This window comes from Coriobacteriia bacterium (genome assembly GCA_041658765.1).
Taxonomy (GTDB): Bacteria; Actinomycetota; Coriobacteriia; order Anaerosomatales; family JBAZZO01; genus JBAZZO01.
In genome coordinates this window covers 48,893-62,549 of record JBAZZO010000010.1, presented here as the reverse complement: position 1 = coordinate 62,549, position 13,657 = coordinate 48,893, and the positions used below count along the sequence as shown (strand labels likewise).

Annotated in this window: 16 protein-coding genes and 1 tRNA gene; 15 read left to right on the top strand and 2 right to left on the bottom strand. The window is 68.8% G+C overall.

Annotated elements, in window-relative coordinates; genetic code table 11:
- Positions 1-3: 3 nt before the first annotated feature.
- From WC971_07290 to pth, 13 genes are all read left to right on the top strand, one after another.
- Positions 4-870 (top strand): TatD family hydrolase, encoded by an 867-nt coding sequence (locus WC971_07290; protein MFA5844617.1) that lies wholly within the window; start codon positions 4-6, stop codon positions 868-870.
- Positions 867-1,475 (top strand): flavodoxin family protein, encoded by a 609-nt coding sequence (locus WC971_07285; GenBank protein ID MFA5844616.1) that lies wholly within the window; start codon positions 867-869, stop codon positions 1,473-1,475. The genes WC971_07290 and WC971_07285 overlap by 4 nt, the downstream gene beginning before the upstream one ends.
- A 154-nt stretch (positions 1,476-1,629) precedes the next feature.
- A complete protein-coding gene (locus WC971_07280) occupies positions 1,630-2,658 on the top strand; it encodes a 3D domain-containing protein (GenBank protein MFA5844615.1) in 1,029 nt (342 codons plus the stop codon).
- An 8-nt stretch (positions 2,659-2,666) separates the two neighbouring features.
- Positions 2,667-3,533 carry a 16S rRNA (adenine(1518)-N(6)/adenine(1519)-N(6))-dimethyltransferase RsmA gene (gene rsmA, locus WC971_07275; protein MFA5844614.1) on the top strand — a complete coding sequence of 289 codons (867 nt, stop codon included), beginning with the start codon at positions 2,667-2,669 and terminating at the stop codon, positions 3,531-3,533.
- Positions 3,534-3,581: 48 nt separating this feature from the next.
- Entirely contained in the window at positions 3,582-3,863 is a 282-nt protein-coding gene (locus WC971_07270) for a Veg family protein (protein ID MFA5844613.1), read from the top strand.
- Between the two features lie 4 nt (positions 3,864-3,867).
- The gene (gene ispE / locus WC971_07265; protein ID MFA5844612.1) at positions 3,868-4,767 is read left to right on the top strand and encodes a 4-(cytidine 5'-diphospho)-2-C-methyl-D-erythritol kinase; all 900 of its coding nucleotides are present in this window, start codon (positions 3,868-3,870) and stop codon (positions 4,765-4,767) included.
- Complete coding sequence (locus tag WC971_07260; GenBank protein ID MFA5844611.1) at positions 4,764-5,528, top strand: nucleotidyltransferase family protein; 765 nt, start codon at positions 4,764-4,766, stop codon at positions 5,526-5,528. Before ispE ends, WC971_07260 begins: the two co-directional genes overlap by 4 nt.
- 117 nt (positions 5,529-5,645) lie before the next feature.
- The gene (spoVG, locus tag WC971_07255) at positions 5,646-5,945 is read left to right on the top strand and encodes a septation regulator SpoVG (protein MFA5844610.1); all 300 of its coding nucleotides are present in this window, start codon (positions 5,646-5,648) and stop codon (positions 5,943-5,945) included.
- Between the two features lie 117 nt (positions 5,946-6,062).
- A tRNA-Gln gene (locus WC971_07250) sits at positions 6,063-6,137 on the top strand.
- Between the two features lie 46 nt (positions 6,138-6,183).
- Entirely contained in the window at positions 6,184-7,575 is a 1,392-nt protein-coding gene (gene glmU / locus WC971_07245; GenBank protein ID MFA5844609.1) for a bifunctional UDP-N-acetylglucosamine diphosphorylase/glucosamine-1-phosphate N-acetyltransferase GlmU, read from the top strand.
- Positions 7,575-8,537, top strand: a complete 963-nt coding sequence (locus tag WC971_07240) for a ribose-phosphate pyrophosphokinase (GenBank protein MFA5844608.1) — start codon at positions 7,575-7,577, stop codon at positions 8,535-8,537. Before glmU ends, WC971_07240 begins: the two co-directional genes overlap by 1 nt.
- Positions 8,538-8,575: 38 nt before the next feature.
- Positions 8,576-9,211, top strand: a complete 636-nt coding sequence (locus WC971_07235) for a 50S ribosomal protein L25 (protein MFA5844607.1) — start codon at positions 8,576-8,578, stop codon at positions 9,209-9,211.
- 8 nt (positions 9,212-9,219) lie between these two features.
- Positions 9,220-9,786 carry an aminoacyl-tRNA hydrolase gene (gene pth, locus WC971_07230; GenBank protein MFA5844606.1) on the top strand — a complete coding sequence of 189 codons (567 nt, stop codon included), beginning with the start codon at positions 9,220-9,222 and terminating at the stop codon, positions 9,784-9,786.
- A gap of 24 nt (positions 9,787-9,810) precedes the next feature.
- Here pth and WC971_07225 read toward each other — a convergent pair whose 3' ends face one another.
- Positions 9,811-11,013: a peptidoglycan DD-metalloendopeptidase family protein gene (locus WC971_07225; protein ID MFA5844605.1), complete on the bottom strand. Its 1,203-nt coding sequence runs from the start codon at positions 11,011-11,013 to the stop codon at positions 9,811-9,813.
- A 151-nt stretch (positions 11,014-11,164) separates the two neighbouring features.
- On the opposite strand from WC971_07225, the gene WC971_07220 reads away from it, so the two are divergent.
- Positions 11,165-11,518: a DUF4870 domain-containing protein gene (locus WC971_07220; protein ID MFA5844604.1), complete on the top strand. Its 354-nt coding sequence runs from the start codon at positions 11,165-11,167 to the stop codon at positions 11,516-11,518.
- A 2-nt stretch (positions 11,519-11,520) separates the two neighbouring features.
- Here the strand turns inward: WC971_07220 and WC971_07215 are convergent, their stop codons facing one another.
- Positions 11,521-12,606: an FAD:protein FMN transferase gene (locus WC971_07215; protein MFA5844603.1), complete on the bottom strand. Its 1,086-nt coding sequence runs from the start codon at positions 12,604-12,606 to the stop codon at positions 11,521-11,523.
- 82 nt (positions 12,607-12,688) lie between these two features.
- Between WC971_07215 and WC971_07210 the strand changes: the two genes are divergently transcribed.
- Complete coding sequence (locus WC971_07210) at positions 12,689-13,657, top strand: glycosyltransferase family 2 protein (GenBank protein MFA5844602.1); 969 nt, start codon at positions 12,689-12,691, stop codon at positions 13,655-13,657.

Sequence of the window (13,657 nt, the reverse complement as noted above, 5' to 3'; positions counted from 1 at the left end):
GGGATGGTCCCACAGCAGGTAGTCCTGCCGCGCATCGGCCCGCTTGCCGACACGCACGCGCATCTCGACATGCTCGACGATCCCGCGGCCGCGCTGGCGGCGGCCGCGCTGGCGGGTCTCGAGCTCGTCCTCTCGGTCGTCGACATCACCGAGCAGCCCGAACGCACGCTGCGCGGGCTCGACGGCTGGCGGGAGGACGCGGCGCGCATCCTTCGCGACGCCGGCCGGAAGGACCTCTCGGTACCCGAGGTGCGCATCGTCGCCGGCGTGCATCCCCACGATGCGAGCAAGCACGACGCTGACGTCGCGGCCCGTCTCGACGAGCTTCTCGCCGCCGACCGGCGCATCGTCGCGGTCGGCGAGGCCGGGCTCGATTTCCACTACGACCACTCGCCTCGGGACGCGCAGCGGGCGATGTTCGCCGATCATCTCGTCGCCGCGCGCCGCGCCTCCCGCCCCATCGTGGTGCACCTGCGCGAGGCCCACGAGGAGGGGCTGCGGATCCTCTCGGAGGTCGGTGTCCCTCCCGCCGGTTGCGTCATCCACTGCTTCACCGAAGGGCCGGAGCTCGCGCTGCGTTTCCTCGAACTCGGCTGTCACGTGTCGTTCGCCGGTCCAGTCACGTTCGCCAAGGCCGATCGCGTGCGCGAGGCCGCGGCCGTGGTGCCGATCGAGAAGCTGCTGGCCGAGACGGACTGCCCGTTCCTCGCCCCCGTCCCGTTCAGAGGCCGTCCGAACGAGCCGGCGAACGTCGCTCTCACGACGGCCCGTCTCGCCGAGGTCCGCGGCGAAGATCCCGAGGATCTCGCTCGCGCCGTGCTAGCGAACGCCCGGCGTCTGTTCGCCCTCGCGCCGGAGTCGAAGCCGTGACCCCGCGTGTCCCGGTCGTCCTCGGGATCGCCGGCAGCCCGCGCCGTCACGGCAACAGCGAACAGCTTCTCGACGCGTGCCTGTCGAGCGCAGCGGAGGTGGGCGGCGAGATCGTGAAGGTCGTCGCGAGCCAGACAGGCGTCCTGCCATGCCGGGGCTGCAACGCGTGCTCGCTCACCGGCGAGTGTGTGGTGAGAGACGGGATGCGGGAAGTCTACCGGCTTCTCGACGCCGCCGACGCGATCGTCGTCGGCAGCCCGGTCTACTTCGCCACGGTGCCCGCCGTGCTCAAGACGATCTACGACCGCTGCCAGCCCTACTGGGCGCGCCGGCATGTCCTGCTCGAGCCCGCGCCCCGGCGGCGGCCGGGCGCGATGCTGCTGGTGCGAGGCGGAGGCGACCCGTACGGTTTCGAGGCCGCGAAGCTCACGACGAAGAGCGTCTTCGCCGTGCTCGGCGTCGACTGCCTCCCGCCTGTCGAGGTCGAGCCCGTCGACTCCCCGTCGGACCTCGGACGGCATCCTGAAGGTCTGGCGCGAGCTCGCGAGACGGGCGCGACGCTCGTGAAGGAGGCCGCCGCGCGACTCTCGGGGGACGCAGGCTGAGAGCCCGCGTGACCGTTCCGTGGCGACCTGCTCGTTTGTGGGCCGTCGACGGGTTGCGGTAGAATCGACCCCGCATGAGGGGGGCCGTCGCAACGCACCGGCGTGCACGCGCGTGACGGATTTCCATGTGACATCGGGCGGACGAAAGGGCCGTATGGGACGACTGCCGGGTGGCCCGGCACGATTCCAGAAGACCCATTACGCCATAGCAGCAGCCTTCGTCGTAGCAGTCGCCATACTCTGCATCACCGGATTCGTTTGGGCCAACAAGGGCGTCACGCTCGTCGTCGACGGGCGTGCGGCCTATCACAAGACCCAGGCAAGCGACGTGGCCGGTCTGCTCTCGCAGACCGGCGTCCGCGCACGCGAGGGCGACATCGTCTCCCCTGTGCCCGCCACGCGTCTTCGCGACGGGATGAAGGTCGTGGTCCGCCACGCCGTGCCCGTGCGCCTCGAGGCCGCGGGAAAGCGCTTCTCGTTGAGGGTGATCGGGACGACCGTCGCCGACGCGCTCGTCGCCGCAGGGCTCGACCCGGGCAGCGGCCTGCACGTCTCTCCCGCTATCGACGCCCGTCTCGTCTCGGGCATGACGATCACGGCGACCGACGTCTTCCTTCGCGTCATCGAACACTCCGCGGTCGTGCCGTTCAAGACGGTGAAGGTCGACGATCCCGAGCTCGCGATCGGCACGCGCCGCGTCGTCGTGCGCGGGGTGGCGGGCAGGGTGCTGCGAATCTTCCAGGCTCTCGTGGTCGACGGCCGTCAGGGCGCTCTCAGGCTTCGCGCGCAGCGCGTCGTCGAGGCGCCGATAGACGAGGTCGTCGCCGTGGGCACGAAGCGCGTTGTCAGCCGTCAGGTCGCCAGCAGGGTCCCCGCGCGCGTCTCCGCCGCCGCGGCCCCGTCGGGCGGTACGCGGTTGCGCGTCGATTCGACTGCGTACGCACCCGGCGGCGGAGCGGGCAACCACACCGCGACCGGAGCGCATGCCGGGTACGGTATCGTCGCGGTCGACCCCGACGTCATCCCTCTCGGGACCCGCGTGTACATCCCCGGCTACGGGTACGCTGTCGCGGCCGACACCGGCTCCGCCATCCGCGGGAATCGCATCGACGTCTGCTTCGACACGGTCCGCGAGGCCCTCGCCTGGGGGCGGCGTTCGGTCACCATCGTCGTACTCCCCTAGGGTTCCCTGTGGCGCACTCGCCCCTGGCCTCTCCTTCGGCCGCCATCGCCGTGCTCCGCGAGAACGGGCTGTTCACGCGGAAGGCCTACGGGCAGCACCTTCTCGTCGACGACAACGTCATAGGGCGCATCCTGACTCTCGCCGGTCTCTCGCTCTCCGACGTCGTCCTCGAGGTCGGGCCGGGCATCGGGACGCTGACGATACCCCTGTGCTCCCATGCGGGCGCCGTGGTCGCCGTCGAGCGCGACGATCGGCTCATCCCCGTCCTTCGGAGGACGACCGAGGGGTGTCCGGGCCTCGAGATCGTGCACGCTGACGCGGTCTCGGTCGATCCCGATAGGCTCGTCACTGCGCTCGGACCACCCACCGCCCTCGTGGCGAACCTTCCGTATGCCGTCGCCGCGACTGTCGTCTTGCGCTTCTTGGAGTGTCTGCCAGGGCTGCGCACCGCGACGGTGATGGTCCAGTCGGAGGTGGCGGATCGGATGTGCGCGGTCCCCGGCACGAAGGAATACGGGGCGTACACGGTCAAGTTGCGGTTGCTCGCGCGGGCGAGCGGCAGGTTCGCGGTCGCGAGGACGTGCTTCCTGCCGCCGCCGAGGGTCGATTCGGCTGTCCTACGGCTCGAGCGCGCGACCCGTCCCGAGCCGGCGGAGGTCCTCGGCCGCGCCGCGCGGGCCGCCACAGCGGGGTTCGCCCAGCGCCGCAAGCGGCTCGGCAACAGCGTCGCCGCCTCGCTCGGAATCCCGGTCGCGGCGGTCGACACGGCTATCGAGTCGGCCGGGATCGAGCCCGCGCGCCGCGCCGAGACCCTCGAGGTCGAGGAGTTCGTCGCGCTCGGGGAGGCGCTGCATACCGCGGGTCTTCTCGGTTGAGGGCGAGGGCCCTGTCGTGTATAATCCCTCTATTGTGAGGAGGGGTTCATGGACGCTATACAGCAGGCGGAGGTCGTCGGACGTATCCGAAGCGACCTCCAGTCGTTGATGGGCGCCCGCATGCGCCTGAAGGCGAACATGGGGCGGTCCAAGATCGTAGAGCGCGAGGGCGTGCTCGAGCAGACGCACCCGAGTCTATTCGTGGTCAAAGTCGAGGAGAAGCGCGAGCGCACCGCCCGCGTGTCGTACAGCTACGTGGACATCCTCACAGGCACGGTCGAGCTTACGCACCCGGACAGCGGCGAGAGCGTCTTCCCCTGGCTCAACTGATCCGATGACCGGGATGGGCTTGAAGCTCGCCGCGCCCGCCAAAGTCAACCTCTTCTTGTCCGTGGGCCGCCGTCGCGACGACGGCTTCCACGACGTGTCCACCGTGCTCACAGCGCTCTCGCTCCACGACACGGTCACCGTCACTCCCGCAGCGGGCTTCAGCTTCGTGTGCGAGCCCGAGATCGCCGTATTCCCCGAACGCAATCTCGCGTGCGCGGCGGCGGTGGCGCTGTCTTCGAGTCTGGAGCGCCCGCTCGCCGTCGCACTGCGAGTGGTCAAGCGCCTTCCCGTGGGCGGGGGCCTCGGCGGCGGGAGTTCCGATGCCGCCGCGGTGATCCTGGGACTGTGCAGCCTCTGGGAGGTGGACCCGCATTCCGCCGTCGTACGGGCAGTCGCGGCCCGTCTCGGCGCCGACGTGCCCTTCTTCCTGACCGGAGGCACCGGGCTGTACAAGTCTCGCGGGGACGAACTCGTCGCCCGCATGCCGACGCCCGAGGCCGACATCGTCGTCGTGGACGTCGGCGAGCCCGTCTCGACCGCGGCCGTCTACGCCGCGTTGGACGTCGCGCCTTCACAGGTGACAGAAGCCACGGGGATGGTCGAGGCGCTGCAGGCCGGCGATCTCGCGCTCATCGGCTCGCGCCTGCGCAACGACCTATCCGCCGCCAGCTGCGGACTGCTTCCCAGCATCGCGGATGCTCTCGGCATGCTCGGCAGCTCGCCGGGCGTTCTGGGGGCGGCGATGGCGGGGTCGGGAAGCTGCGTCTTCGCTATCGCCGAGAGCGAGGATGCCGCCAAAGCCGTGGCCGATCGGGCCACCGTGCGCGGGTGGAGAGCGTGGGTCACTCGTACGAGCCCCCTCGGTGCCGTCGTGACCGGTGACGGGGACGGGGGCGGCGAGTGAGGGTCGACGCGATCGTGCTCGCCGGTGGCGACGGCGCGGTCATCGACCCTGGATGCCGCTTCAAGGGACTCGTCAATGTCGCCGGTCGACCGATGGTCGAATGGGTCGTCGACGCCATGCGTGAAGCGGAGATGGTGGAGGGTCTCGCGGTCGTCGTTCCCACCGCGGAGGACCTCGGCGGCTGGGCGGACAAGGTCGACAAGGTCGTTGTCTCCGACCGCTCCTTCATGGACAACGTCGTCGCGGGCATCGTCGCGTTCCGCGTGGACCGGCCGGTGTTGGTCGTGACCGGGGATCTTCCGCTCCTGCGGGGGGAAGACGTCGACGACTTCGTGCGAGCCTCTCTTGCGACCGGGGCGGACTTCACATATCCGCTCATCCCCGAGCAGGACATGGTCGCCGCCTTCCCGGGCGGCGAGCGCACATTCGTCAAGCTGTCGACGGGCAGGGTCACCGGCGGGAACATGATGCTCGTCAACCCGTCTCTCGTCCCGGCGATCCGCGGGATCGGCCAGCGGATGTTCGACACGCGCAAGAGCCCCGCCGCCATGGCGAAGGTGCTCGGCGTCCGGTTCTTCTTCAAGCTCGCAACGGGTCGTCTCGACCCGGCGATGGTCGAGAAGAAGCTCGGTCAGCTGCTCGGAGGCACCGGCGCCGCGATCGTGACGCACCGGGCGGCGCTCGGCATGGATGTCGACAAGCCGGCCGACGTCGTGCTCGCCGAAAGGATGCTGGGCACCGCCGCCGATCGGTTCGTCTAGCGATGTCTTACGCTGCGGGGGAAGGTGTTTGACCCGCGGGCGTCGAAAGATGATGATGAGCGGAGAGGATCGACGCGTTCGCCGGGCGCGCCGGAGCTCTGTTCTTCGGGGGGATCCATGGACATCACGAAGGTCACGCTGCGCCCCGTCGCCATGAACAAGGTCTGCGCGATCGCGAGCATCGTCATTGATGACGAGTTCGTGATACACGACCTGCGGGTGGTGAACGGAGACAAGGGGCTCTTCGTCGCGATGCCCTCGCGCAAGCTGCCGAGCGGCGAGTTCCGCGACGTGTGCCATCCGATCAACACGGACGCGCGCGCCGCGATCCAACAGGCGGTGCTCTCGCAGTTCGAGGCGGACGGCGGAGTCGAGGCGTTCAGTGCCGCCGCGGACGCGGCTCCCGCTCCGTCCTGAAGTCCGGCTCCCGTCCAGCTTCGCCGTGACGCTCCGACCGAGAGGGCGGCGCGCTTTCCGTATGCTATACTTCGCGCGGTCACGGTCGGCGTTCGTGCCGGTCGCGACGCGTGTCGATGGGGCGTAGCCAAGCGGCAAGGCAGAGGACTTTGGATCCTCCATCCGTAGGTTCGAATCCTACCGCCCCAGCCAGGTCGGCCCCCGGAGGCGGCAGTCCTCCTACCGCATAGGAGCGCAGTTGGGCGCGGCAGCACTCATACTCGCGGCCGGCGAGGGGACCCGCATGCGATCGGACCTCCCGAAGGTCGCGCACCGCATCCTCGGAGTCCCGCTCATCGAGCTCGCCGTCGATGGCGCTCGACAAGCCGGATGCGACCCCATCATCGTCGTCACCGGACACGGGGCCGAGATCGTCGAATCGCTGCTACCAGGAGGACGCTTCGTCCGCCAGGACCGGCAGTTGGGCACGGGGCACGCCGTGATGTGTGCCGAGGACTCCCTCGCCGGGTTGGACGGGCCGCTCGTCGTGCTGTCCGGCGACACGCCGCTGATGCGACCTCAGACGATCGGTCGGCTCGTCGAGACCCAGCGCTCGACATCGGCCGCTGCTGTCGTGCTCACCTCGCGACCGGAGAACACCGCCGGATACGGCCGCATCGTCCGCGACGACGGGGGGGACCTCGAGGCGATCGTCGAGCAGAAGGACCTCGCGCCGGGTCAGGAAGCGATAGGCGAGGTCAGCACGGGAACGTACTGCTTCGACGCAGCCGCTCTCTTCGCGCACCTGCATCGGATCTCGGACGACAACGCGCAAGGGGAGCTGTACTTGACCGACATGATCGCCCTGTTCCGCTCTGAGGGCATGAAGGTGATCGCCGTCGAGACCGACGAGCCCCTCGAGGCGATGGGCGTCAATAGCCGTGTCCAGCTCGCCGATGCGGCGCGGACGCTCCAGCGCTGGGTCAACGAGTCGCACATGCTCGCCGGCGTCACGATGACCGCTCCCGACCTGGTGTGGATCGCGCCATCGGTGCGTATCGGGCGCGACGTCGTCATCGAGCCCATGTCGTTCCTGATGGGATCCACCGTGGTCGGTGACGCGGCGACGATCGGGCCGAACGCGCGCCTGACCGACGCTCATGTAGGGCCCGGCGCTGTCGTGGACTCGTCCGTGCTGGTAGGTGCCCGGGTCGGTGCCGGTGCGAGCGTGGGTCCCGTGGCTTACCTGCGGCAAGGCACCGTCCTTGCCGACGGCGCGAAGGCCGGCGCATGTGTGGAGATCAAGAACTCCACCGTCGGTGAAGGCTCCAAGGTGCCTCACTTGTCCTATATTGGAGATGCGACCATCGGCGCGGACGTGAACGTCGGAGCCGGCACGATCACGTGCAACTACGACGGACGCGAGAAGCACCCCACGGTCATCGGCGACGGCGCCTTCATCGGCTCCGACACGATGCTCGTGGCGCCGGTGACCGTGGGCGAGGGAGCGACAACGGCCGCAGGCAGCGCGATCACGCGAGACGTGCCGCCGGGGTCCCTCGCGGTGGAACGGAGCGAACAGCGCACGGTACAGGGGTGGGCCGCGAAGCGGGCCGGCCGAGGGGACGACAGCGAGGAGAGCGCGCAGTGATGAGTCAAGCCGGCAAGCGGATGCTGGTCTTCGCGGGCTCGCACAACCCCGAGCTCGCGGAGGGTATCGCGAGCCATCTCGGCGTCGAACTGGGCAACATCAAGATCAAGCGCTTCGCCAACGGCGAGATCTACGTCCGCTACCTCGAGAGCGTGCGCGGCGCCGACGTCTTCATCGTCCAGTCGATGTGCGGACAGGTCAACGCGAGCATCATGGAGATCCTCATCATGATCGACGCCGCGAAGCGGGCGAGCGCGAGGTCCATCACGGCCGTGATCAGCCACTACGCTTACGCGCGCCAGGACAAGAAGACGGCGGCTCGCGAGCCCATCACCGCGAAACTCGTCGCGGACCTGCTCACGACGGCGGGCACCGACCGCGTCATCACCATGGACCTTCACCAGGGCCAGATCCAGGGCTTCTTCAATCTCCCCGTGAACCACCTCACCGCTCTGCCGATCCTCGCCGACTACTTCGACAGCCACGAACTCGAGGATGTCACGGTCGTGTCGCCGGATGTCGGACGCGTGAAGGTCGCCAAGAAGTTCGCCGACATGCTCGGCGGGGGCCTCGCCATCCTTCACAAGGGTCGTCCGGAGCACAACGTGGCGGAGATCACGCACGTGATCGGTGAGGTCGAGGGCCGGACGTGCATCATGATCGACGACATGATCGACACGGCGGGGTCCGTCATCGAGGGCGCGAAGGTCCTCGCGAAGCAGGGCGCCAAGGACGTCTACGTCTGCGCGACGCACGGGCTCTTCTCGCCTCCCGCGTACGAGCGGATCGAAGGCTCGGACATCGTCGAGATCGTCGTCACGAACACGCTCCCCGTTCCGGAGGCGCGGCTGCACGACAAGATCCGAGTGCTGAGCGTGGCGCCGTTGTTCGCTCACGCGATACAGAACGTGTTCGCGGACGAGAGCGTCTCCGAGTTGTTCGACCCCGATTTCCAGTTGTGACCGAGCGGGCTTCGTCGCCCGCGTGAGGAGGGATCCCCGTGGCAGAAGGCATGGACATCACCGCGCAGCCCCGTGAGCTCGTGGGCAAGACCAGCAGGCGTCTTGTCGCCGAAGGCAAGCTTCCCGCTGTCCTGTACGGACAGGGCCTTGCGTCGACGCCGCTCTCTCTCGACAAGCGCGACTTCGACAAGATGTACCAGCATGGAGGCATCACCTCGACGCTCGTCATGCTCCACGTCGAGGGGCGCGAGCCGGTCAACGTCATCGTCAAGGAGATCCGGCTCGATCCCGTGCGCGGCTCCATCGAGCACGTCGACTTTCAGGCCGTGGACATGAAGGCCGAGCTGCACACCTCCGTCTCGATCCACTTCGTGGGGCAGGCTGTCGGCGAGCGTACCGGTGGCGTCCTGATGCACACGCTGCGCGAGCTGCATATCGCGGCGCTGCCGAGCGACCTCCCCGAGAGCCTCGAAGCGGACGTGTCGGCCCTCGAGGTCGGCGACAACCTCCACGTCTCGGACATATCGGTCCCGGCGGGTGTCACCGTCCTCGACGAACTCGACGCCATCGTGTGCTCGGTCGCCGCGCCGAGCCTCGCGCTCGAAGAGGAAGAGGTCGTCGGCGAGGAGGCACCGGAGCCCGAGGTCATCGGTTCCGGCGAGGAAGAGGCCTGATCGAGAGAATGGCCCGACTAGTCGTCGGTCTGGGCAACCCCGGTCCCGAGTACGTCGAGACCCGGCACAACGCCGGGTTCATGGTCGTGGACCTTCTCGCCGAGAACCTTCGCGCGGCGTACTGGAAGGACCTCGCCGGAGCGAAGGCGGCTCTCGTGCGGATAGGGGACGAGGACCTGGTGCTCGCGAAGCCTCAGACGTTCATGAACGTCTCAGGCAAGTCCGTCGCTCGGCTGATGAGGTCCTACGAGGCCTCGCTCTCCGACCTCGTCGTCGTCCACGACGACATCGATCTGCCGGAGGGATGCGTGCGCGTTAAGTGGGCGGGCGGCCACGGTGGTCACAACGGACTGCGCTCGCTGGTCGAGACCCTCGGCAGCGGAGACTGGGCGAGGGTCCGCGTGGGGGTCGGAAGGCCGCCTGGACGGATGGACCCCGCGGACTACGTCCTCGAACCGCTGCGCCGAGAGGCGGCGGACAGGCTCGCCGCGGTGCTGCCGGAGGCGGCGCAGGCGGTCGTGCACGTGCTCGAGCACGGTGTCGACAGTGCGATGGCGGAATACAACGCGGGTTAGCCTGGGCGTTCTGGGTCGTTCTCGTCAGTCCAGGTAGCCCATCGGATTGACTGGCGCGCCGTTGACACGCACCTCGAAGTGAAGGTGCGGGCCGGTGGAGAGGCCGGTCGTGCCCACGGCTCCGATGCGCTGCCCGCGCGTGACCCGCGAGCCGACCGAGACGGCGATCGCCCTCTGGTGCGCGTAGAGGGTCACCACGCCGTCACCGTGGTCGATCATCACCGTGTTGCCGTAGCCGCCGCGGTATCCCGCGGAGATCACCGCTCCGCCACCCGCCGCCACGATAGCGCTGCCTTCTGCGGCCCCGATGTCGATCCCCGTGTGCAGGCGCCTGACGTTGAGGATAGGGTGGATCCGGTAGCCGAACGGCGAGGTGATGCGTTCGCTGGAGGGGACCGGCCAGGCCATCACGCCGTTGTAGTGGCCTCCACCGTGTGAGGTGTTCGCCAGTTCGGCGGCGATGCGCTCGCTCTCGCGGTCCTCGGCCTCGGCCTGCGCGCGCAGGCGCGCGGCGTTCGCCCGGTTCTCCGTGACCAGGCGCGCCTTCTCGTCCTTGGCGGCCTGTTCCTGGGCCAGGCGGCCGCGGTGAGCGGCATCGAGGCCGCGGAGTGCGCGCTCCTCGACGTTGGACTCCGCGCGTTTCGTCGCCACGGCTTCGAGGTCGCGTTCGAGCGCGATCTTGGCGTTCTCTAGGGAGACGCGCGTGTCGGCGAGGTCGTCGGCGATCTGGCGGTCGCGCTCGACGACGCGCTCCACCAGCGACGTGCGCGCTATGAGGTCGCCGATGTCGGCGCTGCCGAGCAGTAGCTCCAGATAGAAGAGATCGCCCTGCTTGTAGGAGTTGCGGATGCGCTGAGCGAGCACCTCTTGCTGGGCCTCGTACGCGGATTGCGTGCGGGCGATCTCGTCCTCGCGTTCCGCGACGTCCGCGCGCAGATGCGCGAGTTCCGCTTCGAGTCTGGCGCGGCGGACCGAGACGCTCGCGATCTGTGACTCGAGAGCGGCGACCTGGCTCTGGATGCCCGCGATCTGAGTCTCGAGGGCGCGCGTCTCGGCGAGCAGGCGATCGGCTCGCGCCTCGGCTTCCCGGGCCGCGAGACGCGCGGCTTCGGCGCGACGACGTGCGGCATCGAGATCGGCGCGCGTCACGGCGGACGCGGGCGGCGAGAGGACGAGCGCCGCGAGGGATGCGGCGACGAGGATCATGATGGCGCGGCTGCGAAGCATTGCTGCGGTTCCTCCGGTCGAGCTGGCTGCTACGACGTGTTCTTCCGCCGGAAGGCGCCGGTCGCCCTGGATTCTACCGCCGCGAACGGGGAAGATGCAATCCATGGGGTCCGGCGGTCCGGCGGCCGCATGACACGAGAGAGGTGGGTCCATGGCAGAGAACGAGGCTCCGGTCTTCTCGCAGGATCAGTCGGGTCCTGCGTCAGACACTAGCAAGCTGCTTGCCGCTCTGGGCTACGTCGTGTGGCCCGTCGCGCTCGTCGCGGTCCTCATCGAGCCCTACAAGGCGGAGCACTACGTCAAGTTCCACGCCGTGCAGGCGCTCGGGTTCAGCTTTGGGATGGCGGTCCTGTCGACCGTCGCGGTGGTCGTGCCGCTGATCGGCACCACGATCGTATCCCTCGCCTGGTTCGTGATCGCCGTCCTCTGGGCCGTGAAGGCCTACAACGGCGAACTCGCCCAGATGCCGCTGGTCTACGACTTGGTGAAGAGCTACATCCGGTAGCGTCAGCGCGAGCGCGGTTCGGCGACGGTCTCGAGCACGAAGCGCTCGTCGGGCGGGGCCGGTGTGATCCGGGCATGCCCCTCGTCGTCGACCGTGTAGAGCGCCAGCCCATGGTCGCGTGCATAGGCGTGGGCCTTCTCGACACCCATGACGAAGAGCGCCGTGGAGAGGATGTCCGAATCCAGCGCAGACATCGCTCCCGCCACGGTCAGCGAGCGTAGTCCCCGCACCGGCTTCCCCGTGCGAGGATCGAGGATGTGGTGGTACCGCACACCGTCGCGCACGAATCCCAGCTGGTAGTCGCCGGACGTCGACACCGAACCGAGCGTCGTCGTACCTTTCACCACCGCGACGATCCTCGCCGGTTCGCGCGGATCCTCGATGCCGATACGCCAGGCGCCCCCGGGTTTCCGCCCGACAGCGAGGACGGTGCTCCCCGCCGAGAGCAGCGCGCCGTCGATCGAGGGAGCCGTCCCGATGATCTCGCCCGCCCGCTCGATCGCGAGGCCCTTCACGGCGCCGCCGAGGTCGATCCCGGGCAGAGACGCGGATGTGCTCTCGGAGTCTGGAGCGCCACGGAAGCGTGCAGATGCGCCGCGACGCTCGAACATCCCGGAGGCCGCCACGACGCGCCGCAGCTCGCCGGGGTCCGGCACGCTTCCGGTACCGCCGAAGTCGTAGAGTCGCGTTGCGCCCCACAGCGTCGGCACGAAGGCCCCGCCAACGCCGAGACGGTCCATCTCGTCGAAGACCGTGACGGCACCGGCCGGGAGCCGCTGCCAAGCGTAGGGGTCGGCGTTGAAGCGAGAGATCATCGAGCTCGCGGTGTACGGATCGAGCTCTCGGTCGAGCACGTCGATCGCGCGGAAGGCGCGGTCGACGACTGCGCTCACCGCCGCCCTGTCCCTGCCGTATACGGTGATGGTCACGACGGTCCCGAGCGTGGAGCGGCTGACGGTCGTCGCCGGGGCCCGTCCTAGTCCGAGGCGCGAGCACCCGGTGGCGAGAAGGGCGGTCGAGACCAGGACGAGGATCAGGGGCGCAGCGATCCGCGGACGGGGTCCGGTCTTGCGCATGTGTGGGCTCATCGGGGTCTCCTCGAAGGTATGTTCGACACGGAAGAGTAGCACTCCTGCCGACGAGGGGAGTGGGGTGAGTTATGATACTCCAATGGGCGTCCTCGTTTCGGTGGTCATTCCGATGTATGACGAGGCGGCGGGAGCGGCCCGGACGCTCGCTGAGGTCGGCGAGACGCTCGGGCGTCGCGGGTGGGAGTACGAGCTCATCCCGGTGAGCGACGGCAGCCACGACGCGACACCCGCCGTCTTGGAGACGCTCTCCGTGCAGGACTCTCGCGTGCGACCCGTCATCTACCCGGTGAATCGAGGTCGCGGCTACGCCCTGCGCCAGGGATTCGCGCTCGCGTGCGGCCGGTTCGTAGCCACGCTCGACGCGGACCTCTCGTACTCGCCCGACCATGTGGTCGCGCTCGTGGACCACCTGCTCGAGCACCCCGGTATCGACTTCGTCCTCGGCTCCCCGTACATGCCGGGCGGGGGCTGGATCGGAGTCCCTCGCTTCCGCCTGGCCGTCTCGCGTCTCGGCAACCGGGTGCTGCGCAATGCGTTCTCCGAGCCGATCTACACGAGTACCGGCATCCTGCGCGCGTACCGCATCGAGGTGCTGCAGGCGCTGGATCTGGAGTCGGACGACAAGGATATCCACCTCGAGGTGTTGTCCAAGGCGCTCTCCCTTGGGTTTCGCTCGGCCGAGGTCCCGGCGACGCTGACGGCGCGCACGCGCGGATCCTCGCACCACAGGATGGGGGCGACGGTCGCGAGCCATCTTCTCTTCACCGTCCTCGCCCGCCCGGCGATGCTCTTCGCGTGGCTCGGGCTCGCGCTCGTGCTCGCCGGGGTCTCCATCGGGGTCTACTTGATCCACGTCTTCCTCACGGGGGGCCTGAATCCCGAGAGGCCGCTCGTGACGGTCGCCGTCGTGCTCTTCCTCGGCGGACAGAGCGCGCTCGGGTTCGCGGTCCTCGCGACGCAGACGATCCAGGTCCAGCGAGAGCTTCTTCGCATCCAGCGGGACGTCCTCGCGCTTCGGCGCGGCGGACGCGCCGGCGGCGACGGTTAG

Coding starts and splice junctions, on each gene's coding strand:
- ispE (MFA5844612.1), top strand. CDS start 3,868: ATGACCGGGATGGGCTTGAAGCTCGCCGCGCCCGCCAAAGTCAACCTC.
- WC971_07280 (MFA5844615.1), top strand. CDS start 1,630: ATGGGACGACTGCCGGGTGGCCCGGCACGATTCCAGAAGACCCATTAC.
- WC971_07225 (MFA5844605.1), bottom strand. CDS start 11,013: ATGCTTCGCAGCCGCGCCATCATGATCCTCGTCGCCGCATCCCTCGCG.
- WC971_07290 (MFA5844617.1), top strand. CDS start 4: ATGGTCCCACAGCAGGTAGTCCTGCCGCGCATCGGCCCGCTTGCCGAC.
- spoVG (MFA5844610.1), top strand. CDS start 5,646: ATGGACATCACGAAGGTCACGCTGCGCCCCGTCGCCATGAACAAGGTC.
- WC971_07220 (MFA5844604.1), top strand. CDS start 11,165: ATGGCAGAGAACGAGGCTCCGGTCTTCTCGCAGGATCAGTCGGGTCCT.
- WC971_07215 (MFA5844603.1), bottom strand. CDS start 12,606: ATGAGCCCACACATGCGCAAGACCGGACCCCGTCCGCGGATCGCTGCG.
- WC971_07210 (MFA5844602.1), top strand. CDS start 12,689: ATGGGCGTCCTCGTTTCGGTGGTCATTCCGATGTATGACGAGGCGGCG.
- WC971_07270 (MFA5844613.1), top strand. CDS start 3,582: ATGGACGCTATACAGCAGGCGGAGGTCGTCGGACGTATCCGAAGCGAC.
- WC971_07240 (MFA5844608.1), top strand. CDS start 7,575: ATGAGTCAAGCCGGCAAGCGGATGCTGGTCTTCGCGGGCTCGCACAAC.
- pth (MFA5844606.1), top strand. CDS start 9,220: ATGGCCCGACTAGTCGTCGGTCTGGGCAACCCCGGTCCCGAGTACGTC.